Origin of the sequence: Haladaptatus sp. QDMS2, assembly GCF_029338295.1 — an archaeon.
GTDB lineage: Archaea > Halobacteriota > Halobacteria > Halobacteriales > Halococcaceae > QDMS2.
Map to the genome: position 1 here is coordinate 557796 of NZ_CP119791.1, position 22142 is coordinate 579937.

34 protein-coding genes and 1 tRNA gene are annotated in these 22142 nt (G+C 62.5%); 7 read left to right on the forward strand and 28 right to left on the reverse strand.

The genetic code is table 11. From position 1 onward, the window contains the following. From rpmD to P1M51_RS03055, 23 genes are read right to left on the reverse strand one after another with little or no spacing between them, the layout of a single operon-like run. Complete coding sequence (gene rpmD / locus P1M51_RS02945; RefSeq protein ID WP_276246703.1) at positions 1-465, reverse strand: 50S ribosomal protein L30; 465 nt, start codon at positions 463-465, stop codon at positions 1-3. Beyond that, a complete protein-coding gene (locus P1M51_RS02950; RefSeq protein WP_276246704.1) occupies positions 465-1103 on the reverse strand; it encodes a 30S ribosomal protein S5 in 639 nt (212 codons plus the stop codon). Before P1M51_RS02950 ends, rpmD begins: the two co-directional genes overlap by 1 nt. Then, on the reverse strand, positions 1100-1654 hold the full coding sequence (locus P1M51_RS02955) for a 50S ribosomal protein L18 (RefSeq protein WP_276246705.1): 555 nt from the start codon (positions 1652-1654) through the stop codon (positions 1100-1102). Before P1M51_RS02955 ends, P1M51_RS02950 begins: the two co-directional genes overlap by 4 nt. Continuing rightward, positions 1654-2103 carry a 50S ribosomal protein L19e gene (locus P1M51_RS02960; RefSeq protein WP_276246706.1) on the reverse strand — a complete coding sequence of 150 codons (450 nt, stop codon included), beginning with the start codon at positions 2101-2103 and terminating at the stop codon, positions 1654-1656. Before P1M51_RS02960 ends, P1M51_RS02955 begins: the two co-directional genes overlap by 1 nt. After that, a complete protein-coding gene (locus tag P1M51_RS02965) occupies positions 2100-2813 on the reverse strand; it encodes a 50S ribosomal protein L32e (RefSeq protein WP_276246707.1) in 714 nt (237 codons plus the stop codon). Before P1M51_RS02965 ends, P1M51_RS02960 begins: the two co-directional genes overlap by 4 nt. Beyond that, positions 2813-3349 (reverse strand): 50S ribosomal protein L6, encoded by a 537-nt coding sequence (locus P1M51_RS02970; RefSeq protein WP_276246708.1) that lies wholly within the window; start codon positions 3347-3349, stop codon positions 2813-2815. Before P1M51_RS02970 ends, P1M51_RS02965 begins: the two co-directional genes overlap by 1 nt. 3 nt (positions 3350-3352) lie before the next feature. Continuing rightward, on the reverse strand, positions 3353-3745 hold the full coding sequence (locus tag P1M51_RS02975; protein ID WP_276246709.1) for a 30S ribosomal protein S8: 393 nt from the start codon (positions 3743-3745) through the stop codon (positions 3353-3355). A gap of 1 nt (position 3746) precedes the next feature. Next, entirely contained in the window at positions 3747-3911 is a 165-nt protein-coding gene (locus tag P1M51_RS02980; RefSeq protein ID WP_276246710.1) for a 30S ribosomal protein S14, read from the reverse strand. Then, positions 3908-4426, reverse strand: a complete 519-nt coding sequence (locus P1M51_RS02985; RefSeq protein WP_276246711.1) for a 50S ribosomal protein L5 — start codon at positions 4424-4426, stop codon at positions 3908-3910. The genes P1M51_RS02980 and P1M51_RS02985 overlap by 4 nt, the downstream gene beginning before the upstream one ends. Next, positions 4423-5121 carry a 30S ribosomal protein S4e gene (locus P1M51_RS02990; RefSeq protein WP_276246712.1) on the reverse strand — a complete coding sequence of 233 codons (699 nt, stop codon included), beginning with the start codon at positions 5119-5121 and terminating at the stop codon, positions 4423-4425. The genes P1M51_RS02985 and P1M51_RS02990 overlap by 4 nt, the downstream gene beginning before the upstream one ends. Next, positions 5114-5470 carry a 50S ribosomal protein L24 gene (gene rplX, locus P1M51_RS02995; protein WP_276246713.1) on the reverse strand — a complete coding sequence of 119 codons (357 nt, stop codon included), beginning with the start codon at positions 5468-5470 and terminating at the stop codon, positions 5114-5116. The genes P1M51_RS02990 and rplX overlap by 8 nt, the downstream gene beginning before the upstream one ends. Next, positions 5467-5865, reverse strand: coding sequence for a 50S ribosomal protein L14 (locus P1M51_RS03000; protein WP_276246714.1), 399 nt, complete (start codon positions 5863-5865; stop codon positions 5467-5469). Before P1M51_RS03000 ends, rplX begins: the two co-directional genes overlap by 4 nt. Further along, the gene (locus P1M51_RS03005; protein ID WP_276246715.1) at positions 5865-6191 is read right to left on the reverse strand and encodes a 30S ribosomal protein S17; all 327 of its coding nucleotides are present in this window, start codon (positions 6189-6191) and stop codon (positions 5865-5867) included. Before P1M51_RS03005 ends, P1M51_RS03000 begins: the two co-directional genes overlap by 1 nt. Beyond that, positions 6182-6523, reverse strand: a complete 342-nt coding sequence (locus P1M51_RS03010; RefSeq protein ID WP_276246716.1) for a ribonuclease P protein component 1 — start codon at positions 6521-6523, stop codon at positions 6182-6184. The genes P1M51_RS03005 and P1M51_RS03010 overlap by 10 nt, the downstream gene beginning before the upstream one ends. Before the next feature lie 4 nt (positions 6524-6527). Further along, complete coding sequence (gene rpmC, locus P1M51_RS03015) at positions 6528-6740, reverse strand: 50S ribosomal protein L29 (RefSeq protein ID WP_276246717.1); 213 nt, start codon at positions 6738-6740, stop codon at positions 6528-6530. Further along, complete coding sequence (locus P1M51_RS03020; RefSeq protein WP_276246718.1) at positions 6740-7648, reverse strand: 30S ribosomal protein S3; 909 nt, start codon at positions 7646-7648, stop codon at positions 6740-6742. Before P1M51_RS03020 ends, rpmC begins: the two co-directional genes overlap by 1 nt. After that, positions 7648-8109 (reverse strand): 50S ribosomal protein L22, encoded by a 462-nt coding sequence (locus tag P1M51_RS03025; protein WP_276246719.1) that lies wholly within the window; start codon positions 8107-8109, stop codon positions 7648-7650. The genes P1M51_RS03020 and P1M51_RS03025 overlap by 1 nt, the downstream gene beginning before the upstream one ends. 3 nt (positions 8110-8112) lie before the next feature. Continuing rightward, on the reverse strand, positions 8113-8535 hold the full coding sequence (locus tag P1M51_RS03030; RefSeq protein ID WP_276246720.1) for a 30S ribosomal protein S19: 423 nt from the start codon (positions 8533-8535) through the stop codon (positions 8113-8115). After that, a complete protein-coding gene (locus P1M51_RS03035; protein ID WP_276246721.1) occupies positions 8532-9257 on the reverse strand; it encodes a 50S ribosomal protein L2 in 726 nt (241 codons plus the stop codon). The genes P1M51_RS03030 and P1M51_RS03035 overlap by 4 nt, the downstream gene beginning before the upstream one ends. 2 nt (positions 9258-9259) lie before the next feature. Continuing rightward, positions 9260-9511, reverse strand: coding sequence for a 50S ribosomal protein L23 (locus tag P1M51_RS03040; RefSeq protein ID WP_276246722.1), 252 nt, complete (start codon positions 9509-9511; stop codon positions 9260-9262). Next, a complete protein-coding gene (gene rpl4p, locus P1M51_RS03045; RefSeq protein WP_276246723.1) occupies positions 9508-10251 on the reverse strand; it encodes a 50S ribosomal protein L4 in 744 nt (247 codons plus the stop codon). Before rpl4p ends, P1M51_RS03040 begins: the two co-directional genes overlap by 4 nt. Further along, on the reverse strand, positions 10251-11264 hold the full coding sequence (locus P1M51_RS03050) for a 50S ribosomal protein L3 (protein ID WP_276246724.1): 1014 nt from the start codon (positions 11262-11264) through the stop codon (positions 10251-10253). Before P1M51_RS03050 ends, rpl4p begins: the two co-directional genes overlap by 1 nt. 4 nt (positions 11265-11268) lie before the next feature. Next, complete coding sequence (locus P1M51_RS03055) at positions 11269-12153, reverse strand: RNA methyltransferase (RefSeq protein WP_276274811.1); 885 nt, start codon at positions 12151-12153, stop codon at positions 11269-11271. A gap of 228 nt (positions 12154-12381) precedes the next feature. On the opposite strand from P1M51_RS03055, the gene P1M51_RS03060 reads away from it, so the two are divergent. Beyond that, positions 12382-12452, forward strand: a tRNA-Gly gene (locus P1M51_RS03060). 431 nt (positions 12453-12883) lie between these two features. On the opposite strand, the gene P1M51_RS03065 is transcribed toward P1M51_RS03060, so the two are convergent. Then, complete coding sequence (locus P1M51_RS03065) at positions 12884-13825, reverse strand: mechanosensitive ion channel family protein (protein ID WP_276246726.1); 942 nt, start codon at positions 13823-13825, stop codon at positions 12884-12886. A gap of 5 nt (positions 13826-13830) precedes the next feature. Further along, positions 13831-14880, reverse strand: coding sequence for a YihY/virulence factor BrkB family protein (locus tag P1M51_RS03070; RefSeq protein ID WP_276246727.1), 1050 nt, complete (start codon positions 14878-14880; stop codon positions 13831-13833). Positions 14881-14958: 78 nt separating this feature from the next. On the opposite strand from P1M51_RS03070, the gene P1M51_RS03075 reads away from it, so the two are divergent. The 6 genes from P1M51_RS03075 (at position 14959) to P1M51_RS03100 (ending at position 18345) form a co-directional block, all read left to right on the forward strand. Further along, positions 14959-15270, forward strand: coding sequence for an MTH1187 family thiamine-binding protein (locus P1M51_RS03075; RefSeq protein ID WP_276246728.1), 312 nt, complete (start codon positions 14959-14961; stop codon positions 15268-15270). A gap of 66 nt (positions 15271-15336) precedes the next feature. Beyond that, on the forward strand, positions 15337-16269 hold the full coding sequence (gene mch, locus P1M51_RS03080; RefSeq protein ID WP_276246729.1) for a methenyltetrahydromethanopterin cyclohydrolase: 933 nt from the start codon (positions 15337-15339) through the stop codon (positions 16267-16269). Beyond that, positions 16266-16751, forward strand: a complete 486-nt coding sequence (locus P1M51_RS03085) for a hypothetical protein (protein WP_276246730.1) — start codon at positions 16266-16268, stop codon at positions 16749-16751. Before mch ends, P1M51_RS03085 begins: the two co-directional genes overlap by 4 nt. Positions 16752-16784: 33 nt before the next feature. After that, on the forward strand, positions 16785-17459 hold the full coding sequence (locus tag P1M51_RS03090) for an HAD family hydrolase (protein WP_276246731.1): 675 nt from the start codon (positions 16785-16787) through the stop codon (positions 17457-17459). Position 17460: 1 nt separating this feature from the next. Continuing rightward, a complete protein-coding gene (locus P1M51_RS03095) occupies positions 17461-17874 on the forward strand; it encodes a GNAT family N-acetyltransferase (RefSeq protein ID WP_276274812.1) in 414 nt (137 codons plus the stop codon). Positions 17875-17913: 39 nt separating this feature from the next. Further along, positions 17914-18345, forward strand: coding sequence for a DUF488 family protein (locus tag P1M51_RS03100; RefSeq protein WP_276246733.1), 432 nt, complete (start codon positions 17914-17916; stop codon positions 18343-18345). On the opposite strand, the gene P1M51_RS03105 is transcribed toward P1M51_RS03100, so the two are convergent. The 3 genes from P1M51_RS03105 to P1M51_RS03115 form a co-directional block, all read right to left on the reverse strand. Next, the gene (locus P1M51_RS03105; RefSeq protein ID WP_276246734.1) at positions 18346-19941 is read right to left on the reverse strand and encodes a GTPBP1 family GTP-binding protein; all 1596 of its coding nucleotides are present in this window, start codon (positions 19939-19941) and stop codon (positions 18346-18348) included. It abuts the gene before it with no gap. Positions 19942-20034: 93 nt separating this feature from the next. Beyond that, positions 20035-20703 (reverse strand): phosphoglycolate phosphatase, encoded by a 669-nt coding sequence (locus P1M51_RS03110; protein ID WP_276246735.1) that lies wholly within the window; start codon positions 20701-20703, stop codon positions 20035-20037. A 61-nt stretch (positions 20704-20764) separates the two neighbouring features. Continuing rightward, entirely contained in the window at positions 20765-22138 is a 1374-nt protein-coding gene (locus tag P1M51_RS03115) for a twin-arginine translocation signal domain-containing protein (protein WP_276246736.1), read from the reverse strand. Between the last annotated feature and the right edge of the window lie 4 nt (positions 22139-22142).

Consider the following 22142-nt stretch of genomic DNA (forward strand, 5'->3'; position numbering starts at 1 on the left):
TTATCGCATCGCCTCGAGGAGCTGGTCGATCTCCTCTGTCGTGTGCTTACCGAGTTCGCCACCCTCTTTAGTGACGTGCTTGATGCCCTTGTGACCCTTGCGCGGTGGGTGCAGGCGAAGCACTGGAGAGAGGCCCTGCTCGCGGAGCGTCGTCTCGTCTGCGTAGATGGCGTCCGCGAGGGCTTCGATACTGTCGTAGTCGGTGTTCTCGGACACCCAGTCGTCGTCGACCGTCGCCTTGCCTTCGAGTGGCTCTGCGCGGGTGCGAATGAGCGTCTCGACGACCTCCTGGCTTGGGATGCCGTGGGCAACGTAGTCGTTGACCTTGGTGACCATGCCGCGGTAGGTCTCCGTCTCGGGGACGAAGGTTGCGTGGTTGACTTTGTGGATGTTGAGCATGGAGAGCGTGTCGCGGACGCTCTGTTCCATGTTCACTTCACCGCGAATCTGGACGAGTGCTCGCATTATTCGATCACCTCACGCTGTTCGCGGGCGTGCTGGGGCACGCGTGCCTCAGCCGTGTTGCGAAGCGCGTTGAAGGTTGCTTTCGCGAAGTTGACCGTCGTGCGGGTGTTCCCCGACGAGCGGGTCCAGATGTCTTCGATACCGGCGAGTTCGAGCACCGAACGGACGGTTTCCCCGCCCGCGAGTCCGAGCCCGCGTGGTGCGGGCTGGAGCTCGACCTCGACGCTGCCTGCCTTGCCGGACGTGCGGAGTGCGACGGTGTGGGGTCGCCCACAGCCACATTCCCACGACCCGCAGCCACGCGAGACGTCGATGATGTTCAGTTTTGCGCGCTCGATTGCCTTCTGGATGGAGCCACCGACCTGGTCGTCTCGTCCCTGGGCGTAGCCAACGTAACCGTCGCGGTTACCGATGGCGACGACCGAGCGGAACTTGACACGTCGGCCGGAGTCGGTCATGCGCTGGACCATGTTGATGTCCAGGACGTCGTCTTCGAGCCCCGGGAGGAGCTGGTCGACGATCTGGGGTTCCTTGAGCGGAAGCCCCGAGCTGAGGGCGTCTTCCATCGTGGTGATGTCGCCCTCTGCGACCTTCCGGCCGAGTCGGGTTCGTGGCTCCCAGCCGTTGTTGTTGCTCATAATTCGTTCTCCATTCGTTCACGCACTTCGTCGAAGTGCTCGGGGAGTTCGGTCGCGTCGAACTCGCCGCTGTAGAGTGGTTCGTCGAGCGATGCTGCGTACTCGGCAATGTGCTCGCCGCGGGTGCGAGACCAGTCTGCGAGGACGCTCTCGTTGTGCGGGATGTCGAGTCCCGCGTCGATTGCGCCTTCCTGAACTGCGAACACTTTGTTGCCGGGGGTTGCCGTGTTAAGGCCGATGTCGAGCACTGCCTCTTCGAGGCCTGCCTCGAGCGCGCGCTTGCCGGCGAGGAAGCCGGTCAGGTACGCGGCGGGCAGGTTACCAGTCGGAGCTTTCCAGCCGAAATCGGCGAGGTCGGCGGACGTCGCACTCGCGAGTGTTACGTCGCCTTCGTCTCCAGCCGTGATCAGCTGCGCCCTGATGTGCTGGTTGCTCTTGCGAGCGACCAGACGAGGCTTGCCGGATTTCAACAGGCGCAACCTCTGATGGTAGTCCGTTCGGACCTCGCGGCGGCGCCGCATCGGAACCTTGTATCGTGGTCCGTTAGCCATTATTCGTCACCGTACTGTTGTTCGATGTAGTTGAGCAGGTACTGGACACTGCGGAACTCGCCACCGCTTGCCTTGTTGTAGAGCGAGCGGTACTGCGTGCGGTCGAGTTCGCCCTCGTCGCGGAGTTCCTTGAGCTTCTTTCGCTGTGCGCGAATGCGGCTCGTCCAGTCCTTTTTCTTGTTCTGTCGTGCGCCAGCCTTCCCTTTGCGGGAACCGGGGCCTTTGCGGTGGCCGTAGGCGCGCTTCTCGTTGCGCTTTCGGGCACGGCCACGCGAGTTGCCTCGCTTGTCCTTCGCCTTGATAGACCCGTCCGCGACGAGTTCGCGGATGTCCTCGCGCGTGATTGCCTCTGCAATCTCGGCGGACGCTTCTGGGTCCATCCAGACTTTGTTCTTCCCGACGTCCAGGACGTCGGCAGCGAGTCGTCGCTGTGCTTTCAGGTCGCTCATTCGTCTGTCACCTCAACTTCGACGTAGGTTGGGTTGAGCACGCGAATGCCGCGGTCCTCCGCTTCCTCCTCGATGCGCTCGCGCTTGCGAGCACCGACCGTGGAGGCGATGCGGGCCGCCTGCGTGTCACCGTCGACGCCGTCTAAGTCGTCGACGTTGAAGACGCGGACTTCTTCGAAGCCGCTCGGGTGCCGCCCTCGAATCGATTTCGGGGTGCGGTAGCCGGCTTCGACCATCGGGCCCTTGCCCTTGATGCCGCGTCGCTGCTTCGAGAGGCCGCCGCGTGGCTTGCGCCACGAGGTCGGCGTCCGCTTTTTCTTGTGATAGTCCTGGCGGTTGAACTGCGGTTTGTTCACGCGAGCACGCTTCTGCAGGAGGCGTGCTTCCTCGTCGTCGAGGTCGGGGGTCTTGTTGACCAGTCCGCGTGGTTGCAGTTCGGTCTCGACGTCTTCGGCGTCGGCCTCCTCGGCCTCCGCGTCTTCGTCTTCGACTTCGGCGTCCGTCTCTTCTGAGACTTCGAGCCCGCCAACGTCCGCTTTGATACGGGCGGCGAGCGCGTTGCCGATGCCGTCGACCTCGGCGAGGTCAGCCTGGGAGGCACGGGCTACGTCTTCGACCGTCTCGTAGCCTGCTTCGCGGAGTGCCTCGGCTTTTGCCTCGCCGACACCGCTAATGTCGGTCAGTTCATTTGGTGCGTCTTCGTCTGCCATCAGGCGTCACCTCGCTGTGGTTTTTCGATGATGTAGACGCCGTCCTGGAACACCCGAGTGTCCTTGCCTTTGACGCGGGTGAGCTGTTCGATGTCCGCTGCGGTCTGGCCGACGTGTTCCTTGTCGGGACCGGAGAGGGTCACCTCTTCGCCGTCAACCTGGACTTCCGTGTCGCCGTGGATGGTGGTCCGTCGCGGGGACTTCTCACCGAGGAAGTTCTGGATGACGACGTCGTCACCTTCGACGCGAACCTGCATTGGGAAGTGAGAGTAGAAGACTTCCATCTTGTACTCCCAGCCCGCGGTCACGCCGTGGAACATGTTCTCGATGTGACTCGAGAACGTCCCGATGGTGGCGTTCGTCTTGGCTTTCTCTACGTCACTCTCGACGACGAGGACGTCGTCCTCGACCGTGATGGTGACGTTCGGGTACCAGAAGCGGCGCGTTACCGATCCTTCTGGGCCGCTAATTGTGACGTCGAAGCGATCTACTTCGGCCGTCACGTCGTCCGGAATTTCGAGTTCTACTCGTGCCATGGTTCAGTACACGTACGCGATGATCTGGCCACCGATGCCCTGTTCGCGGGCCTCGTAATGGCTCATGATCCCGTGGCTGGTGGTCACGACGAGGGTCCCGTAGTCACGGGCCGGGAGGAATCGCTTCTCCCATTTCTCGAAGTCGTCTGCACCCGCCGAGTAGCGGGGCTTGACCGAACCACATTCGTTTATCGCGCCTTTCAGTTCGACCTCGAATCGACCGGCTTTGCCGTCTTCGACGAACTCGAAGCCGTTGATGTACCCGCGGTCGTAGAAGACCTCAAGCACGCTGCCGATGATGTTCGAGGCGGGCTCAACTGTCTGGGTCAGATGACCGACACTCTCTGCATTGTCGATGCCCGAGAGTGCGCTGCTGAGTGGGTCGTTGTCCGCCATGTTACTTGTATTTCTTGAAGCCCATGCTTCGGGCAATCTCACGGAAGCACTGCCGGCAGAGCCAGATATCGTACTTGCTCACCAGGCCCTGCTTGCGACCGCATCGCTGGCACTGGTGGAGCTGGCCCGTTCGCTTCGTGGCGTGCTCGCCGAGTTCCTCGCTCATTTGTTCACCTCCACATCGTACGTCGATTCGAGGTACGCGATGGCGTCCTCGGCCGTCAGTCTGTGACCTGACGGAATCTGTCGGTTCACCTTGTCGCGCTTTGCGACGCGGTAGCCGGGACGGACGAGGTTGACGGTGACGTCAAGCCCGTAAATCCCGATGTTCGGGTCGTACTCCTGGCTCGGGAACTCGGTGTGTTCCGCGACCCCGAAGCTGAAGTTCCCGTTGTCGTCGAACTGGGTTTTCTTGAGGTCGACCAGCTTGAGCGCCGTCGTGAGGAACTCCGCTGCTTCGTCGTGGCGGAGCGTCACTTTCGCCCCGATTGGGTCACCCTCGCGGATGCCGAAGTCGGGGACCGTGCGCTTTGCGAGCGTCCGAACGCTCTCTTGGCCGGTCACGCTCTCTAAGATGTCCTCCGCGTTGGCGAGCTCGCGCCCACCGCGGCCGACGCCCATGTGGACGACGACCTTCTCGACGCGAGGCTGTCGCATCTCGTGGAATTCAGCTTCGCTCATTCGTCATCACCCGTGAAGTTCTCGTCGATGACGACGAGGTAGTCTTCGAGCGTTTCGAACGAGCCATCTTCCTGTTCGACGACGACGTGGTTCGGAGCCGACGACGGCGAAATCTCGATGGACGCGAGCGTCCCGATTTCGCCAGCGTGCTGGCCCTTCGTCGCGGTCACGAGCGCACCCTCTTCGTAGACGAAGTGGACGACGACTTCCCCGTCGCTGTCGACGACGAGCGAGTCCTTCGTGCTGTAGCCAGGGTCCTCGTCGAAGAGGAGCGTCTGGCCGTTGTGCAGTGCGAGCTGCGTCTTGCCGCCCTGCACGGTGCGCTTGCCGGTAATCTTCCCGAGCTTCGAGTCGGCTGCGTCCGCGGAAATCGCGGACAGTGCGAGACGGCCACCCTCGTCTGGGAAGACGCGGTAGTACTCGTCGCGCTCGGTGAACGACAGGATGTCGAACATACCGATTGGCCGGCGTTCGTCGGTTACGTGTGTTCCATTTACCAGCACCGTGCCCTGGTTGAGCGCGTAGCGTGCTTCTTTCTTCGAGTCGACGTAGCCGAGCACGTCGCGAAGGATGATGAGCAGCGGCACGCCCTCTTCGCCGTGGGGGCCTGCGCCCGCTTTCACGGTGAAGACGGCGGTCTTGCGCTCGACCGGCCAGGACTTTGGCACTGAGAGTCGCTTCTGGTGTTTACTCATTGTCTGCCTCCAGGCGCGTCTCGCGCACGTCGTCTTCCAGGTTCAGCTCGGTCACGCGGACGTTGCTGGTGTCGAGTGCACGGGGGACCTCTTCGCCGTCTGCCTTCTCGATGGTGACACCCTCGACGTGGATGACGACCTTCTTCAGGTCCACCTTGATGACTTCGCCTTCTTCGCCGGCGAAATCACCGCGCATGACCTCGACGATGTCGCCCACGTTGACGCGGACGTTTCGCTTGCCGTACTCCTCGCGGAGGTCGTCCGAGAGGGTCGCACGGACCTGGCGCTGACGCTCGTGCAGCGGTGCGCGCGCGGTCTGGTTTCGCTGTTTGGTTGGTTGTCGAGTCATACTATCATCGTAGCTGTGGAAGCGATGCTTCCGAAGCGTTCTGCGACCTCACGCCCGATTGGACCCTTGATTTCGGTCCCGCGTGGGTCTTCGTTCTCATCGACGATGACGGCGGCATTATCCTGGAACTTGACTCGCTGTCCGTCGGGACGGCGAATCGGTTTCCGCTGGCGGATAATGACGGCCTCGAGGACCTGCCGGCGCATTTCCGGGGTCCCCTTCGTCACGGAGACGGTCACCTTGTCCGCGAGCCCCGCTTTGGGGTGGCGGTTGATGGTGCCGGAGTAGCCGGCAACGCTGATGACCTTGAGTTCGCGTGCGCCCGTGTTGTCGGCACACGTGATAATCGAACCCTTCTCGAGTCCTTGCGTGATGTCAGCTTTGAGTGCTTTCATCAGGCATCGCCTCCTGTTGTCTCGACCACGACGTGTGCTTTCGTCTTCGAAAGCGGTCGTGTCTCTGCGATACGAACCGTGTCGCCGACCTCCAGACCCAGGCACTCAGGTGCGTGGGCCGGGATGCGCGAGCGTCGCTTCATGTACCGGTCGTATTTCGGTACTTTCACGTCGTACTCGCGTTCGACGATCACGGTTTTATCCATATCCGTCGAAGCTACTTTGCCTTCGAGGAGCTGGCCGCGCACGGACAGCGTGCCGTGGAACGGACAGTTCTCGTCAGCGCAGGTAGCTTCCGGTTCTGGTACGTTCAGTCCTAACGCCATTTGGAATCTCCTGTAGTTTCTGTGCGTAGAGCAGGGTGTGAGAGCAGTCGGGCCCCATCCACCGTAACGTAAGCCGCATCCTCGCCTGCTGGTTTGGATGCGGTCCCGGCCTCCTTGCGGTCGGCCGCAGCTTCATCTATGGGTCCGAATTCGAGTATCGAGGCCTGCTTGGGCACGTGCGTAACCCGAGACCCCACCTCGATGCGGAGCATCTGGGTGGTCTCACCGACGACACGCCCCGCTATCCCGACGAGGTCGGGGTTGGCGGCGGCAGCGACCCGCACGTGCAGGCCGATGAGTTCGTGTCGTGGGAGTGTCTCGGGTGTCAGCATTTCGTTATTCCTCGTCGAAGTCGCCTTCTTCCGCCTGAATCGTCTTGATTCGGGCGATCGTTCGGCGAAGTTCTGAAGTTCGACCGGGGTTCTCAGGCGCGCCACCGGCGGCCTGAATCGCGCGGTCGTTCAGCAGTTCGGTTTCGAGTTCTTCGAGTTCCGCCTCGCGCTCTGCGGGCGTCATGTCGCGAATCTCGTCTGTGTAGAGGATTGCCATTATGCTTCATCCTCCTCGTCTTCGTCGTCGGCTTCCATCTCGGAGAGCAGTTCCTCTGCTTCCTCCTCGACGGCTTCGTCGAGTTCTTCTTCGTCTTCGGCGGCTGCCTCCTCACCGTCTGGCGAGGTTGGGGCTTTGCCTTCTTCGTGCTCGACGTTCTCTTCGACGATTTCTTCCTCGGCGACCTCTGCGGCCTCGGCAGGCGTCTCGGCTTCGTCTTCGGGTTCCGCTTCCTCATCCTCGTCGGACTCGGCGAGCAGGTCCTCGACACCCTCGTCGTCGGTTTCGACTTCCGGCGCGTCTTCGACGTCGACGTCGTCGTAGATTTCGAAGTCGTCAGGCAGCTGGGCCTCTGGCGGGATGATTTTCACCGTCACGCCGATGGTCCCGAGCTTCATGACTGCGGTTGCCTGACCCTCGTCGACGATGGCCTCGGCGGGTTCACCGTTGTGCTTGATGTATCCACGGTTGAACTTCTCCACGCGCGAGCGTGCGCCGGTGACCTTTCCGGACAGGACGATTTCGGCGCCGAGTGCGCCGGCGTCCATGATGCGGTCGATGGTCGTGTGACCGGCTTTCCGGAAGTACCAGCCGCGTTCGAGCGCGTTGGCGAGGCGGTCTGCGACGATCTGCGCGTTCAGGTCAGGTTCTTCGACTTCCTGGACGTCGATCTGTGGGTCTTCTAAGTTGAAGCGGTCTTCGAGCTGGCGGGTGACCTTTCGGATGTTCTTCCCGCCTTTCCCGATGACCATCCCGGGCTTCTCGGCCTTGAGGATGATCTGGGTGCCCATTGGCGTCTTGGCGACTTCCATGCCGCCGTAGCCGGCGCGAGCGAGTTCTTCGCCGAAGAACTCGTCGATCTGGGTGCGCTGGAGACCGTCTTCGATGAACTGGTGTTCGTCTGCCATCAGTTCTCGACCTCCTGGACGATGATTTCGACGTCAACCTGTGGGGTGTTCCACGAGGTGGCGCGGCCCATGGCACGCGGTTTGCGGCCTGGCACTTCGCCAACCTTGTGGGCGGCGATGTGGATAATCTCCATCGTGTCGCCGTCGAAGCCCTGGTTGCTTGCGTTCGCGGAGACGTTTTCGAGCAGGTCGAGGAAAGCCTTCGAGGCCTTCTCTGGGTAGCGACCTGCGTCCCAACCGTCGATGTCCGACCGGTGGCCGACGCCCGAATTGTGGGACTTAAACGGCACCGAGCGCTTGCCTTCGACGACCTGTGAGAGGTAGTCTTTGGCTGCGCCGACGGTCATGCCCTTGATTTCGCGGGCAATCTCCTTGCTGTGCTTGTGACTCATGTGACGCTCCCGAAGCATCGCTTTCGCCGTGGTGTCCGGGTCCGCGTCCACGCTGTAGCTGATTCCCATGGTTTACTTGAGGGGCACGAACTTCGAGGAACGGGTTGCCCCGATACCAGCCTGTCCGTGGGTAACCGACTTGCGCGTGAGCTGGAACTCGCCCAGATAGTGGCCGATCATCTCCGGCTCGATACGCACGCGCTCGAACGACTGTCCCGTGTAGACGGAGAACGTCTTGCCGACGAACGCCGGCAGGACAGGCATGTTGCGCAGGTGCGTTCGAATCGGGTTGTCGGCCGACTCTTGCGCGTCTCGGCTCGCCGCCTTCTCCATGAGCTTCTCCTGCTCGATGGACAGGCCGCGTTTGATACTTCGCCGCATCCGTGCGGGGAGCAGTTCCGCAACTTCTTCGAGCTCCATGTCCTGCAGCTCGTCGAGCGTGTGACCGCGGTAGGTGAACTCACCCTCACGGCCGGTACGGTAGTCAGAACTCATTTGGAACCTCGCTTTCTGCCAGTGCGTTTGGAGGCGATGTCACCGACCTTGCGGCCAGGTGGTGCATTCCGGGAGACGGACTTCGGTCGTCCCGGGTGCTGGCGGCCACCGCCACCGAATGGGTGGTCGACGGCGTTCATCGCAACACCACGGACGCGCGGCCACTTCGAGCCGCGTGCCTTCATCTTGTGGTACTTCTTCCCGGCTTTGACGACCGGTTTCTCGGTCCGGCCACCACCAGCGACCACGCCAATCGTGGCGCGACACTGTGGGTCCAGACGCTTGATTTCGCCACTTGGCAGTTTGACGACTGCGTTCTGGCGGTTGTGGGTGATGAGCAGCGCGCTCACGCCGGATGCGCGAGCGAACTTGCCACCGTCACCAGGCTGGCGCTCTACGTTGCACACCGGAATCCCCTCGGGGACTTCGGCGAGCGGGAGCGTGTTGCCCGGCTTGATTTCGGCACTGATGCCGACCTGGACGGTGTCGCCCACACCGACGCCTTCGGCGACGAGGATGAGACGCTGGTCGCCGTCTTCGAATTCGACGGCGGCGACCGGTGCGCTCCGTGCTGGGTCGTGTTCGATGTCGACGACCGTGCCGGAGATGACGTCTTTGTCCTCGGTTTTGCGGTGCGAGAGTTCTGCCTTGTATCGGTGCGACGGGGCCCGGAACGTGGGCGTGCCGCGACCGCGTCGTTGACCAAGAATTCTGCGTCCCATGGTTAGAACACCCCAATTCGAGAGGCGACTTCCTGGGCGTCGTCGTCCTCAGACAGCGACACCGTGGCCTTCTTCGTGCCGTCTGGGGTCACCTGCGTGTTGACGGAGGTGACGGACACGTCGAAGCGCGTTGAAATCTCCTCTTTGATTTCGTCTTTGCTTGCGTCGAGGTCGACGATGAACTGGAGCTTGTTGTCGAAGTCCATGGCGTTCATCGCTTTCTCCGTCACGTACGGGTACTTGATGAGGCTCATCGGTTTGCGACCTCCTCGAGCGCGCTTTCGGTCCAGATGGTGAGGCGGCCGGCCTGCGTGCCGGGTGCCAGGTCCTCTGCGGACAGGTTCGCCGCGGTTGCGACGTCGACACCGGCGAGGTTGCGGGCTGCCTTCGATGGCTCACCAGCCGTGACGAAGAGGATGGACTTTGGACGGCGGTACTTGCGACCGCGCATCTTCCCTTTGCCTGCGCGCACCTTGCGGTTGTCCGCGCGTTCGATGTCGGCGTCGACACCGAGGGCTTCGAGGAGCGAAACGACTTCCTTCGTCTTCACGAGGTCCTCGAACTCGTCGGAGACGACGAGTGGGAGCGCGACATCCTCGTCGAACTTGTGACCGCGCTCGGTCACGAGTTCTTTGTCGGTCGTCGCAGCGATGGCGCTGCGGACGGCGAGTTTGCGCTCTTTCTTGTTGATGCTCAGCGAGCGGTCCTTCTCGGGTTTCGGTGGGTGCGCTGGGCGACCACCGACGGCCTGTGGCACGCGACGCCCGACGCCGTTCTGGCGCGGAACGTGAGCCATGCCACGGCCACTCCCCATCGATTCTGCGGGCGTTCTCAGCCCGGCGTATGGGTCGGACCCGTAGTCCTGTTTCCGGTTTGCCTGGGCGGCGAGGACAGCGCGCTTGATGAGGTCGGGACGGAATTCCGTCTCGAACACCTCGGGAAGGTCAAGCGAACCGGCCTCAGAGCCGTCCAGACTGCGAATTGTTGCCTTCATTATCCTTGGTTCGATGCGGTGGAGACGTAGCGCACCTCAGGGTCGAGGCGCGGTTGGTCGTTCGGTCGGATGGCCGGTCGGAAGCGCAGGAGGCGCTTGTCCGGGCCCGGAAGCGAGCCCTTGACGAGCGCGTATGGGCCGTCGACTTCGCCGTAGCCGACGAAACCGCCGTCGACGCTGGCATCGTCGCCGTCACCGAGCGCGATGAGCCGTTTGTTCAGCTCGGTGCGCTGGTGGTACCCCATCTGGCCCTGCTGTGGAACGGTCGAGCGAACGCGGCTCGGGTTCCATGGGCCGAGGTTACCGATGCGACGCCGCCATCCCTGGCGGGCGTGCTTGCCCTTGCGTTTCTGGACGCCCCAGCGCTTGACGGGACCCTGGGTACCCTTACCCTTGGTCACACCGCCAACGTCGAGGTACTCACCGGCGCGGAAGACGTCCGACATCTCGTGGACGCCGCCCTCGGCGATGAGCTCGAGTCCGTACTCGACGCGCTCTTCCATGGAACCGCCGCCGATGCGGGATTCCATGACGTCGGGGCGCTTCTTCGGAATGCTCTTGATGTCGGAGGGGACCGTGTGCGTGATGACACGCAGGTCCGCAATCGTTCCGGCCTCAAGGGCTTCCTGCAGCTCTTCTTTGGCACTTTCATCTTGCTCGCTTGGGACGTCCAGGACGCGGGAGAGTTCCGGGTGGAACTCGTCGGTCCAGACCTCCGTCAGCGGACGCTTTCCGTACGGCGTTTGTTCGTAGGCTCGGAGCGCGACGGCGCGCATTGGCGGCGTCTCCACGATGGTGACGGGGACGGTTTCCTCCATCCCGTTGCGAGGCGATTCTGCCTCGTCGTTAATCATCACCACGTGGGTCATGCCGGCTTTGTAACCTGCGAAGCCCTGCAGTGCGGGCTGGCCGTCGTCGGATGGCCATGAGCCGAACCGCGGGACTTCACTGGCCGCGCGTTTCCGCGGCCCGTAGCCCAGCGAACCTTTGCGTGGTCTGCTTGGTTGTGGCATCGTATCACTCTTTGAGTGTCAGGTAGGCAAGCACGGCGAACAGAGCCTCTTCCGTTCGCACGGTCTTGCTACCTTGATTCGGGATCGCATTGAGCCAAAGGTCGAACCGGCTGGGGGCGCCTGGTTCGACACGCGGCGTAGCCGCGTCTGTGTCCCAGATCCCGCTCCGATGAGCGGCGATCTCAGCTTCCTCAACGCCGAGTATTTCCACAAGCCCTCTATCGGGCGACCCAAATACGATGGTCGCGCCATCTGTTTGGATGCGTCCGGCCAGCGCCCCGAGTCGCCCCACGGAGAGTTCCTCCCCGTGGCGCGAGGTTGCAATTCGGAGCCCGGCGTCCTCACGGCCGAGAGCTTCTGGGAGGTCCATGCGTTCGACGGCAAACCCGGGTGGGGCTTGGTCGACGATTTTCGCACGGACCGGACGTCGCGAAGAGATCCTGATGGTCACGCGCTCCCCCACATCGGGCGTCTCCATCGATGGAGGCACGATGAGGGAGATCGGGTGTTGCAGGCCGCAATTGACCCGAACGCGCCCGTCAGGTCCGACCTCGGTCACGATTCCCTGTCTTATCGACTCCGAATCGTCTGATTCGGAGCCGGTCTGTGTCGCGGTGCGAAGCGGGGGGAGAATGCCCGCATACTGCAACTCGTCTCGTTTCCCCCACGCCTCCTTGCGGAGGTAGGGGGGCGTTGCGGCGTACCGCAACACGGTCTCGACGAAGTCGCCTCCCCATCGATTCTCCCCTGCTTCGTCGGGGAAGATGGACACACGGTCCACGTTGAATATCGTGGCCGCGCGGGCGACGTAGCCGATTTTTCGAGTTGCCTCGCGTTTGTCCTCAGCCTCTCTGACGAGAGACGAGGGGACGAGGATGCTGACAGTCATACTGTCCGCATTCGCGCCTCGACACTAGACTGTGCCGATTGTACCGTATCCTGTGTTAAAAAGGCCTCGCTTCGTCTGTGGGCTTGTGAGGGCCTGACACTCACGTTTGTGAGACTTTCGAGGGGTCCGTGGTTCGCCCCGCCCTCACACGATTTCGTACCCGATTCGCAACTCTTTTATTCCATCCTCCTCCTCTATTCGAATGCAGTTGAACGCCCCAACAGGCACGCGCTGATAGTGTAGTGGTATCACGTGACCTTGCCATGGTCACAACCTGGGTTCAAATCCCAGTCAGCGCACTTCTACCGAGAACAAAACCGTGAGCGACGCAAGCGTCGCTCACACGTTCGTTCGAGGATGCAGGCGGTACACTGGTGATTTGAATCAGGGAGCGAGAGGTGAGCGAAGCGAACGGGAGCGACCGTGGTTCAAATCCCGAAGTGGTCTGCGACCGCTACGATGTTCGCGAAAACTCCGTTTTCGCTCACCTCCAATGCGGAGAAGCCGCATCGAGGCTCGCAATTCCGAAGGAATTGCTCACTTCCCGGCGAACAAGTTCGCCGACGTTCGTGAAAGCGCTGCTTTCACTCACTCCTAGTCAGCGCACTTCTTCAAATTCAAATCCCTCCCAACGAACCCTCACGCGTGAGCGTATTCGCTCGCGCGAGTCAAGATAACAATAAAGAGCCACGTCAGCCGAAGAAAAGCCCCACCCCGGGAAAAAGTCGCCTCAGTCGTCGTCGGCTTCCAGTGCGACTTCCTGTGGAATGCCGTCCACGGTCACGCCGCCGGTGAGTTGGCGGTACGGGTACGGCATGTCGATGCCTTCCTCGTCGAACCGTTCTTTGACGGCCTGGACGTATTCGGACCGCGTTTTCACGAAGTCGGCGCGGTTCGGGTTCTTAATCCAGAATCGGGACTGGAGACCGACGGCACTGTCGCCGAGTTCCGTGACGCGGACCGTCGTGCCGGGGTCGTCGAGGATGCTTTCGATTTTCTCGGCTTCTTCGATGATGATGTCCGTCGCCTGGTTAATGTCGTCCTCGTAGCCGATGCCGAAGACGAACTTCTGGCGGAGGGTGTCGAAGGCGACGGGGTTAATCAGTGGGTTGTTCGCGAGGTCGGCGTTCGGGACGGTGATGAGCTGGTTGTCGAACGTCTTGACGCGGGTGACGCGCAGGTCGATGTCCTGGACGCGACCGGCGTAGCCCTCCCACTCAATCCAGTCGCCGATTTCGAACGGCCGGTCTTTCAGGATGAACAGTCCGGCGACGAAGTTGCTGAGTAGGTCCTGTGCGGCGAACCCGAAGGCCAGCGCGAGCGCACCGCCGAGGGTGGCGAAGGCGGCGAGGAATGCGCCGAACCCGGCCACTGTGAACGCCACGGCGAGCGCGAAAAAGAGGGTGAGGACGCCGACCACCTTTTCCGCGAGGTTCGCGATGGTGTCGTCGAAGCCGCGTCTGTCCATCGCCCGGTTGGCGAGTGGCGCGAGGATGAATCTGCCGATGAGGTAGACGACGACGAACGCGAGGATGAACGCCGCTACTTTCCCGAACAGTTCGGTATATTCGGCGAATAATTCTCCTACTGTCGGAAACCCTGCTTGCAGTAGCATGAACGTGTATCCGTCGGCAAGGACGGAGACGGTAAAGTAGTTCCGGCCAGTTGTCACGTGGCTCAATCTTCGCGCGGCGACCACCATACTTCGACGCCGACGGTTCCGTCGCCGAGGTGGAGCGGCGAGCGTTCGGTGTCGGTCGTCACCGTGAGCGGCCGCGGGAAGGTGATTTGCTCGCCATCGACGGTGACGGTAATCTCCTCTACGTCCTCGCGTTCGAGGAGTTCCTCCAGTTCGGAGAGGCGTTCGGTGAGGGTCGAACGTTCGATATCCGACTGTTTTGCGAGTGGTTCAATGCCCCCGATGACGGGCTGGATGTTCACGTCTTTGCTCCGATTCGAGAGGACGGCGTTGATTGCCGCCCCGACGAGGATGACGAGACCGCTGAAGTAGAGCCACGTCAGGAGGATGATGATGCCCGCGACGACGCCGCCTTCGCCGTCGGTTCGGAACTCGGTGTAGAAGCGAAACAGCGTCTCGAACAGCGCGAGGCCGACGGCGGCAAAGGTGACGCCGGGCAAGACTTCTCGCACGGAGACGTCCGTGTCGGGGAAGATGTAGAACATGGGGAAGAAGGCGAGCGAGAGGCCGACGACGAGGATTCCTCGCTGGACGACCCACCGAACTGCGGGTGACCCAAACTCTGGCAGACTCGTCTCGACCCACCCGCCGACGAGCAGGGCGACGGCCACCGCTGCGAGGACGATGAGACCGTCGCTGAGCGAGTCAAAGAAGGTGTTCTCGGCCTCCGTCTCGTAGATGTCCGAAAAGGCGGTGTCGAGGCCGCGGAAGATGCGCAAGGTCCCCCAGATGAGCACGACGAGACCGAGGATGGAAACGCTCGTCGAAGCGCCTCCGGTCTGGAGTTCCTCGACGAGAATGTTTCCCGCGTTTTCGGTCAACACGGCTTGCATCAACCGCAGGAATCCGTCCTGAAGCGTCTGGTTACCGACCGTCGAGATGACGGCGGTGACGAGCAAGAGGAGCGGGAGCAGGGAGACGAAGGCGTGGTAGGCGATAGAGCCCGCCATAAACGTAATATTCTCCGTCCGAATCTCGTGGACGACGGCGCGGGCCACGGTGACCGGCCGGTCGAGGCGCGCGTTCATATCCACTACACGTCACCATCCCGGAAAAACACGACGGCGAGGACAACGACTTTGCCGCCTGCCCGAGGGGTTGTCACTATGACCGTCGTTGCACTTCTCAGCGTCGCACCCGTCAAAGAAGGAAGTATGGCGAGCGAAGTCGCCAAAGCCGTCGCCGCCCTCGACGACTTCGACGTCGAATACGAGACGAATCCGATGGGGACCGTCATCGAAACCGAGGACGTAGACGAACTGTTCGCTGCCGTCAAGGCGGCCCACAAGGCGGTTTCGGGCGACCGCGTGAGCACGTTCCTGAAGATAGACGACAAGCGGACGAAGACCCAGTCCGCCCGCGACAAAGTCGCTGCCGTAGAGCGTGAACTCGGCCACGACGCCCGCAGCGACCGGTAGCCGCGGGCCGCTCGCCGCAGTCTCGAACTGATAAACGGTTTATCCGGCCAGTCGTAACCTGTCTGCATGGAGAGTCTCAATCGGATGACCTTAGAGCTCGTAGACGAGGCGCTCGACTTCGCCGACGAACTGGCGATCGAGGCGTTCGAACTCGACAACGAGGCGACGGTCATCGACTTCGGCGTCGAGGCGCTCGGCGGCATCGAAGCCGGCCTGTTGCTCACGGAGATACAGACCGCGGGCCTCGCGACCGTCCAGACCCGGATGGACGAGGTCGCCGGCGCACCGATGCCCCACGTCGAACTGTCTACCGACCACCCGGCGTTCGCCCTGCTCTGCTCGCAAAAGGCAGGCTGGGAACTCGCCGTCGACGACTTCGAGGGCCTCGGCAGCGGCCCCGCCCGTGCGCTCGTCGCAGAGGAAGACGAGTTTAGCCGGATTGGCTACCGCGACGACTTCGACTTCGCGACCCTCGCCGTCGAATCCAATACGCTCCCGACTGAGGCCGTCGCAGAACAGGTCGCGGAGATGGCCGACGTCCCGACCAACGCCGTCTTCCTGCCGGCTTTCTCGACAGCGAGCATCACCGGCAGCGTCAGTATCGCCGCCCGTGCCGCGGAACTCGCCGCGTTCCGGCTGTCTGAACTCGGCTACGATCCGCTCTCTATCCTCTCGGTGAGCGCGAGCGCGCCGGTCGCGCCCGTCGCCGGGTCCGAGGAGGGGGCCATCGCCCGCACGAACGACGCGCTGGCCTACGGCGGCCGGGTCCACCTCGTCGTCGAAGACGAGTTCGACCGCTTCGACGAGATTGTCTCGACCGCGACCGACGAGTTCGGGACGCCTTTCGCGGAAATCTTCGAATCGGTGGACTGGGACTTCTACAAGGTTCCAGAGTCGCTGTTCGCCCCGGCACAGGTCACGGTTGACGTAGTCGGCGGGCCGACCCACGTCTTCGGGGACACTCACGACGACCTGCTCGCGGAGAGTTTCGAACTGTGAAGTTCAAGGTCGTCCCCGTGCCCCCGGAGTCGCTTGACTTCGTCGAGACCGCTCACCGCGCCGTACCGCTCGTCGCCGGGTCGGTGGACGACTGCTGTGCGCGGATGATGGCGAAGGCGAACGTCCCGGCACGCGACCAGGCCCGCGAGTGGCTCACCTTCCTGCAGGCACTCGGCCTTGCCAAGGAGGGTGACTCCGGCTTCTCCCGCGTCCGCAAGGACTACGACACGGAGACGCTCGCCGCCGCCTTCCGCGAGCGCGTCTTCGGCGCGGACGAACTGATCACCCTCCTCGAAGACGCAGACGGCGTGCTCACCCCACTCGAGGCGTTCGACCGCTTCGAGGACACCGTCCCGAACTGGGAGCGTCACCGCCACCCGGAAACCTGGGAAGACATCTGGACGGAACGCGTCCGCCGACTGCTCGAATGGGCCGTCCTCCTCGACCTCGCCTCCCGGGCGGACGGTGGCTACCGAGCCTGAGCCTTTTACCTGTTGAGCGCGTTCGACAGAATGATGACTGCAGTCGACACGATTCTCTTCGATATCGACGACACCCTCTGTACCTATCGACGGTCTGCGGCCGAGATTCTCGACCACTCCTTCGACTCGACCGGCATCGACCCGTTCTTCACGGTCCAGGACTACTTCGCTCGCTTCCACGAGTTCACGGAAGCCGACACCATCGACGAACTGCGCGCGAACTGCTTCGCCGCCATCGCGACCGACGGTGGCTACGACGCCGACGTTGGTCGAAACGTCGCGGAGGCCTTTGCCGCCGAGCGCGACCACGGCGACGTGGTGTTTCTGCCGGGCGCACAGGAAGCCCTGGAGGCGCTGGCAGACCACCGCCTCGGCATCGTGACCAACGGGAGTCCGGACATGCAGACGCCGAAAATCGAGAGCCTCGGCATCGGCGACCACTTCGACGTGGTCGTCCACGCCGGGTACGACGGCCCTGCGAAACCGTCGCCCGACCCCTTTTATACGGCCTTAGACGCGCTCGATTCCGCTCCGGAACGGGCCGTCCACGTCGGCAACTCGCTCGAAGCGGACATTCCCGGCGCGCAGGCGGCGGGCGTCGGCGCAATCTGGGTGCCAGACCACACCGACGCGACGCCGACCGACTACCAGCCGGATTACACGGTCGAGACGCTCCACGACCTTATCGACAGGCCATGGTCTGCCTGAGATGGCAGCACCCGTCTCCATCTGCGAACGTCTCCCCTCGGTAGACGAATTTCTCGCGCTCCGCGAAGCCGCGGACATGGCTCCGCGCTCTCGGGAAGCGGTCGAACGAGGCCTCTCCAACTCGGTGTTCGGCGTCGTCGCCGTCCACGACGAGACTGATGAAGTGGTCGGCATGGGACGCATCGTCGGCGACGACGGGTCGGTCTACCACATCTGCGATATGGCCGTCCAACCGGAGTTACAGGAGCAGGGCATCGGGTCGCGAATCATGGACGCGCTGATGGCATACATCGAAGAAACCGCCCCACCGAAGGCATACGTCAACCTCATGGCCGACGTGGACGGCTTCTACGAACGCTGGGGGTTCGAACGCACGGCCCCCGCCTCGAAGGGGATGTATCGGCGAACCGAATAGACGCGAGCTTTTTGGGACTCCTCGGTGAATGCTCAGGTCATGGCTCCCGCGGGAACTCTCTCCGATACGTACCTCGCCGCCATCCAGCACGACCTCGCGGAGCTTCCGCCCGAGTCCACGCTGGTCGGCGTCGTCAGAAAGCCGACGCGCTGGTTTTCCGGCGCGGTCGATGAGAACATCCCCGAACTCGGCCCGCCCGACGCACTGCTTTCGGAAACCAAAATCCGACAGGAGGACATGAAGATGCAGGGCTTCTGTGACGAGGAGGCGCACAACGCGGCGTGGGAGGACTGTGATTTCGAGGCGAACTACCGCGAACACCTCCAGTCGGGGGAGGCACAGGAGGCGATGGCTCGGCTGCGTGAACGTCTCGACGCGGGGGAAAACCTCGCGCTCGTCTGTTTCGAGAATACCCAAAAGAAGCGGTGTCACCGGACGATTCTCCGCGAAGAACTCGACGCGAATCGGTGATTACTCGACGACCTTCGTGACCGTCCCGACGCCCTTGCTCCGGCCCTCACGGAAGACGAATCGCTGGCCGACTTCGACGTGATACGGACGGAACTTGAAGCGGACGCGAGTCTTCCCGGTGTCGCCGGGGAGCAACTGCCCCTCGTTTGGCGTGAACGTCACCGTCTCGCTGATGGTCTCTAGGTGGATGACTGGTTCGTAGCCGTCGCCGATCCGCGTCGGGTGATTGAGCACCATCACCTCGGCTTCGAACTCGCGGACGGCGGTCGGGGCGGCGTCCCGTCGGACGAGCACCATCCCGCGCTGGATGTCTCCTTCTTTGACCCCCTTGAGCGCGATGCCGACGATTCGCCCGGCCTTCGCGTGGTCGACGCGATGGTAGTGCATCTCGATAGAGCGCACCTCCACCTCTCGATACGTTCCGTCTGCCATCGGCCCGAGCAGCAACTCGTCGCCCGCATCGACCGTCCCCGACCGGATGGTTCCCGAGGCGACGGGGCCGACGCCGACGACGTTGTACGAGCGGTCTACGTACATCGAGAAGTCACCCTCGCCGAAGGCTGTCTTCGGCAACTGTTCGAACATCCGGTCTAACAGGTCGAGGCCGGCCATCGTCACGGAACTCGTCCGCAGAATTGGGATGACCTGCGGGTTTATCTCCTCGATTGCGGCCTCGACGCCGTGGCGCGACACCGAGAGCGGCGTCTTTCCGGCCATGCGGAGCATTCGCTCGATTTCGTGTTCGACCTCGACGACGCGCTCGTCGCTCACGGCGTCGGCTTTCGTGATGGCGACGATGGTCGGGAGGTCCATCGCGAGCAGGACGCCGAGGTGTTCTTTCGTCGTCTTCGTGGGGCCGTCGTCCGCGGCGACGACGAGCAGGCCGTAGTCGAGTTTCTGCCCGACGAGGCCACGAATCGTCGTCCGGAGCCACGGTTCGTGCCCGACCGTGTCCACGAAGGAGACGAGGCGGTCTGCTCGCTCGACGATTTGGGCGCGTTCCTCCTTTCTGAACGGGTTGTGCATTCGGAGCGGCCCCTCGTCGGTGAAGCCGTAGACACCGTAGGAGAGGTCAGCAGAGAGGCCGCGTTCGACTTCGTGTGGCTGGACGTCCAGATAGGCACGCGTGCCACCCTCGCCGTCGTCCGACTGGCCGGTGACGAGCGACCCGACGAGCGTGCTCTTGCCGTGGTCTACGTGGCCTGCCGTGCCGACAACGATGTGTTCGTCGTCGGTTTCGAGAACTGCGCCTTCGAGGATTGTGGCGACGCCGACGATGCCGCCGTTTATTCCCCAGGTCTGTACCGTCTCGATGTGCGCGCCTGCCTCTTCTGCCAGAAACGAGAGGACGTCCATCGACTCCGCGAATGCGTCGGGTTCTAAGCCCGCCAGCCCGCCGTCGTCGGTGACGCCAACGACGTACAGCGCCTCGCCGTCCCCCGAGAGGACGCGGTGGCGCAGTTGCGCCGCGAGGCTTTCGAGCCGGCCACCTGCCAGATGCAGGTCCTTGCTGAGCCGTTCTTTGAACTCGACGTTCCCATCCTCCTGTTCACCGCGTTTGAGTGCGCTTTCGAGGATGGCCCGGTCGGGGCTCATGCCCTCAGTTAGTTCACCGTCGAAGAAAAGTGTTGTCAGGTGTGTTAACAATAGTCATTCAAACCGATACCCGAGACACTGGCTTACACCCAGTTACGCGAGAATCTGGTCGATGGCTTCGAGAAAACCGTCGCCGTAGGCCCCGTCGGTGACCGAATCGGCCGCAGCCTTCGCCTGCTCGTCAGCGTTAGCCATGGCGAACGACCGGCCCACGACCTCGAAGGTGGACACGTCGTTCTCAGAATCGCCGATTGCGACGAAGTCCTCGGGGTCGAGGCCGAGGTGGGCCGCCGCGACGGTGAGCGCCTTCCCCTTGCTCATCTCGGTGTCCTTTACGTGGTAGGCAAAGCCCGTATCGACCACTTCGAGGCCGTGTCGTTCGGCGATTTCGTAGAGTGGTTCTTTCGGCGAGTCGAGTGAGACGGCGACTTCCGTCTCCCGCCAGCGGTTGACGAAGTCCGGCTTCCCCCAGCCGAGGTCGTAGCCGGCTTCGACGTACTCGTCTGCGACGGCCTGTGCGCCCTCGCGGTTGCCGAGGTGTTCGAGCAAGCTTTCTGCGGCAACCACACCGCCGTTTTCGGCGATGACGCGAATCGGAATCCCGATGAAATCACAGAGGCCGACAGGGTACGGCAGGGCCTTCCCGGTCGCGATGACGACGGGGGCGTCCCACCCGCGAATGACGGGAAACACCCGTTCGTCGAGAGACCGGTCTGCACGACTCAGCGTACCGTCGATGTCGAGGACGAGCGGCGGAACCATACCGCAAACTGTGTGCCCAGCGGCTTACAGGTTTCCGCTTTCGCCGAAAAAGAAGCGGTGCTCAGTTCGCGCGGAAGGTACCGAGCGTCTCGAAGCTCGAGCCCTGTGGGCCGGTCCAGAGGACGGTGAGTTCCGTCCCTGCGTTCACAGCGTACTTCGTGGTGTGGGAGTCGCCCGCCTTGATGGCGCTACCCGAGGGCATCCAAAACTCGAACTGGTCGTAGCCCTCGTCGTCTACGTACTCGAGATAGAGCACGTCGGTCACGTGGTCGCCACCCTGGTGGGTGACGGTGACCGTCCCGTCGGTGTTCTGTTCGAAACTGAACGAGACGGCGGGGACTTCCACGTCGCTTCCACTGGAGCCGTCGACGTAGCTGCCGCCGGAGCCGCCCATGAAGCCGCCGTCGGTCTCCTCTAAGTCTTCCCAGAGCGATTTGGTGTCCACGTCCGTGGTCACGACGACTGCCCGTCCGTCCTTGCTCACGGTGATTTCCGCGGTGTTCTCCTCGAACTCCTCGGATTCCTCTTTCATGCGCTCGATGAGGGCTTCGACGTTTTCGGCGCTCGCAGCCTCTTCTTCGTCGTAGACGAGGACGATTTTGTTCTCGGTCGTCTCGCCGTTGATGGTCGCACCCCAGCCCATCGCCTCTAAGTCGTCGAGAACAGCCTTGATTTCCTTTTCCTCGTCTGGGACCCAGTCCTTGAGGAGGCTGACTTCGAGGTTGAGGCCAATGGCCATCGTCGCGTCGCCGAGTTCCATCATCAGCGTCCTCGCGTTGTCGTTCGCGTCGTAGTACCGCTCTACGTCGCCCGCGTCGGACTGGACCATCTGTTTGATGGTCGTCTCTGCGCGCACGTCAGCGTCGAGGAGCATGCCGAGCAACAGGTTCTCGTCGCCGACGGCGAGGGTGCCGGACATGACTGCCTCAGACTCGCCGGACATCCCGTAGCCGTAGGGCGTCTCGTAGCTGTAGAGCGTGTACCCCTCGTAGGTGGACTTTGAGAGTTCCTCACCCGAGTTCTCCATCTCGGCTTCGATTTCGTCGACGATGGCCTTGCCGTTGAACTTACCCGAGACGACCATCGACATGCCTCCGCGGCTGAAGTCGGTCTCCGCGTAGCCGATTGCGGTGACGTGCTTCATCGCCTTGACGTCGACCGAGTCGATCTCATTGTCGAGTTCTTCGAGCCCCTCGAACAGTTCTGGTGGGAGCTGTTCTTCGTTCTCGTAGAAGCTCTGGACGTTGAGTGAGGCGAACAGGTGGTTATCGACGTTGAGGACTGCCTCTGGATCGTATAACCACGTCGAATAGGATGGCGGACCTCCCGCATTCCCCCCAATGTCTTCGAGTTGCGTGCAACCTGCTAGAGAACCAATGGACGCGAGTGCGAATGTAGCTCCCCCGGCTTTCAAAAAGTTTCGTCGCGATGCCATACAT

Excerpts from the sequence above, each read along its gene's own strand:
- P1M51_RS03090 (WP_276246731.1), top strand. The coding sequence starts at position 16,785 with ATGACTGCAGTCGACACGATTCTCTTCGATATCGACGACACCCTCTGT.
- P1M51_RS02985 (WP_276246711.1), bottom strand. The coding sequence starts at position 4,426 with ATGAGCGAAGCTGAATTCCACGAGATGCGACAGCCTCGCGTCGAGAAG.
- P1M51_RS03050 (WP_276246724.1), bottom strand. The coding sequence starts at position 11,264 with ATGCCACAACCAAGCAGACCACGCAAAGGTTCGCTGGGCTACGGGCCG.
- P1M51_RS03100 (WP_276246733.1), top strand. The coding sequence starts at position 17,914 with ATGGCTCCCGCGGGAACTCTCTCCGATACGTACCTCGCCGCCATCCAG.
- P1M51_RS03110 (WP_276246735.1), bottom strand. The coding sequence starts at position 20,703 with ATGGTTCCGCCGCTCGTCCTCGACATCGACGGTACGCTGAGTCGTGCA.
- P1M51_RS03000 (WP_276246714.1), bottom strand. The coding sequence starts at position 5,865 with ATGAAAGCACTCAAAGCTGACATCACGCAAGGACTCGAGAAGGGTTCG.
- P1M51_RS03005 (WP_276246715.1), bottom strand. The coding sequence starts at position 6,191 with ATGGCGTTAGGACTGAACGTACCAGAACCGGAAGCTACCTGCGCTGAC.
- P1M51_RS03070 (WP_276246727.1), bottom strand. The coding sequence starts at position 14,880 with ATGAACGCGCGCCTCGACCGGCCGGTCACCGTGGCCCGCGCCGTCGTC.
- P1M51_RS02980 (WP_276246710.1), bottom strand. The coding sequence starts at position 3,911 with ATGAGCGAGGAACTCGGCGAGCACGCCACGAAGCGAACGGGCCAGCTC.
- P1M51_RS02960 (WP_276246706.1), bottom strand. The coding sequence starts at position 2,103 with ATGAGCGACCTGAAAGCACAGCGACGACTCGCTGCCGACGTCCTGGAC.
- rplX (WP_276246713.1), bottom strand. The coding sequence starts at position 5,470 with ATGACTCGACAACCAACCAAACAGCGAAACCAGACCGCGCGCGCACCG.
- rpmC (WP_276246717.1), bottom strand. The coding sequence starts at position 6,740 with ATGGCAATCCTCTACACAGACGAGATTCGCGACATGACGCCCGCAGAG.
- P1M51_RS03115 (WP_276246736.1), bottom strand. The coding sequence starts at position 22,138 with ATGGCATCGCGACGAAACTTTTTGAAAGCCGGGGGAGCTACATTCGCA.
- P1M51_RS03095 (WP_276274812.1), top strand. The coding sequence starts at position 17,461 with ATGGCAGCACCCGTCTCCATCTGCGAACGTCTCCCCTCGGTAGACGAA.
- P1M51_RS02955 (WP_276246705.1), bottom strand. The coding sequence starts at position 1,654 with ATGGCTAACGGACCACGATACAAGGTTCCGATGCGGCGCCGCCGCGAG.
- P1M51_RS03010 (WP_276246716.1), bottom strand. The coding sequence starts at position 6,523 with ATGCTGACACCCGAGACACTCCCACGACACGAACTCATCGGCCTGCAC.
- P1M51_RS02965 (WP_276246707.1), bottom strand. The coding sequence starts at position 2,813 with ATGGCAGACGAAGACGCACCAAATGAACTGACCGACATTAGCGGTGTC.
- P1M51_RS02975 (WP_276246709.1), bottom strand. The coding sequence starts at position 3,745 with ATGGCGGACAACGACCCACTCAGCAGCGCACTCTCGGGCATCGACAAT.
- P1M51_RS03040 (WP_276246722.1), bottom strand. The coding sequence starts at position 9,511 with ATGAGCCTCATCAAGTACCCGTACGTGACGGAGAAAGCGATGAACGCC.
- P1M51_RS03025 (WP_276246719.1), bottom strand. The coding sequence starts at position 8,109 with ATGGGAATCAGCTACAGCGTGGACGCGGACCCGGACACCACGGCGAAA.
- rpl4p (WP_276246723.1), bottom strand. The coding sequence starts at position 10,251 with ATGAAGGCAACAATTCGCAGTCTGGACGGCTCTGAGGCCGGTTCGCTT.
- P1M51_RS03105 (WP_276246734.1), bottom strand. The coding sequence starts at position 19,941 with ATGAGCCCCGACCGGGCCATCCTCGAAAGCGCACTCAAACGCGGTGAA.
- P1M51_RS03020 (WP_276246718.1), bottom strand. The coding sequence starts at position 7,648 with ATGGCAGACGAACACCAGTTCATCGAAGACGGTCTCCAGCGCACCCAG.
- P1M51_RS02950 (WP_276246704.1), bottom strand. The coding sequence starts at position 1,103 with ATGAGCAACAACAACGGCTGGGAGCCACGAACCCGACTCGGCCGGAAG.
- P1M51_RS02970 (WP_276246708.1), bottom strand. The coding sequence starts at position 3,349 with ATGGCACGAGTAGAACTCGAAATTCCGGACGACGTGACGGCCGAAGTA.
- P1M51_RS03035 (WP_276246721.1), bottom strand. The coding sequence starts at position 9,257 with ATGGGACGCAGAATTCTTGGTCAACGACGCGGTCGCGGCACGCCCACG.
- P1M51_RS03055 (WP_276274811.1), bottom strand. The coding sequence starts at position 12,153 with ATGACTGTCAGCATCCTCGTCCCCTCGTCTCTCGTCAGAGAGGCTGAG.
- P1M51_RS03030 (WP_276246720.1), bottom strand. The coding sequence starts at position 8,535 with ATGAGTTCTGACTACCGTACCGGCCGTGAGGGTGAGTTCACCTACCGC.
- rpmD (WP_276246703.1), bottom strand. The coding sequence starts at position 465 with ATGCGAGCACTCGTCCAGATTCGCGGTGAAGTGAACATGGAACAGAGC.
- P1M51_RS02990 (WP_276246712.1), bottom strand. The coding sequence starts at position 5,121 with ATGAGTAAACACCAGAAGCGACTCTCAGTGCCAAAGTCCTGGCCGGTC.
- P1M51_RS03075 (WP_276246728.1), top strand. The coding sequence starts at position 14,959 with ATGACCGTCGTTGCACTTCTCAGCGTCGCACCCGTCAAAGAAGGAAGT.
- mch (WP_276246729.1), top strand. The coding sequence starts at position 15,337 with ATGGAGAGTCTCAATCGGATGACCTTAGAGCTCGTAGACGAGGCGCTC.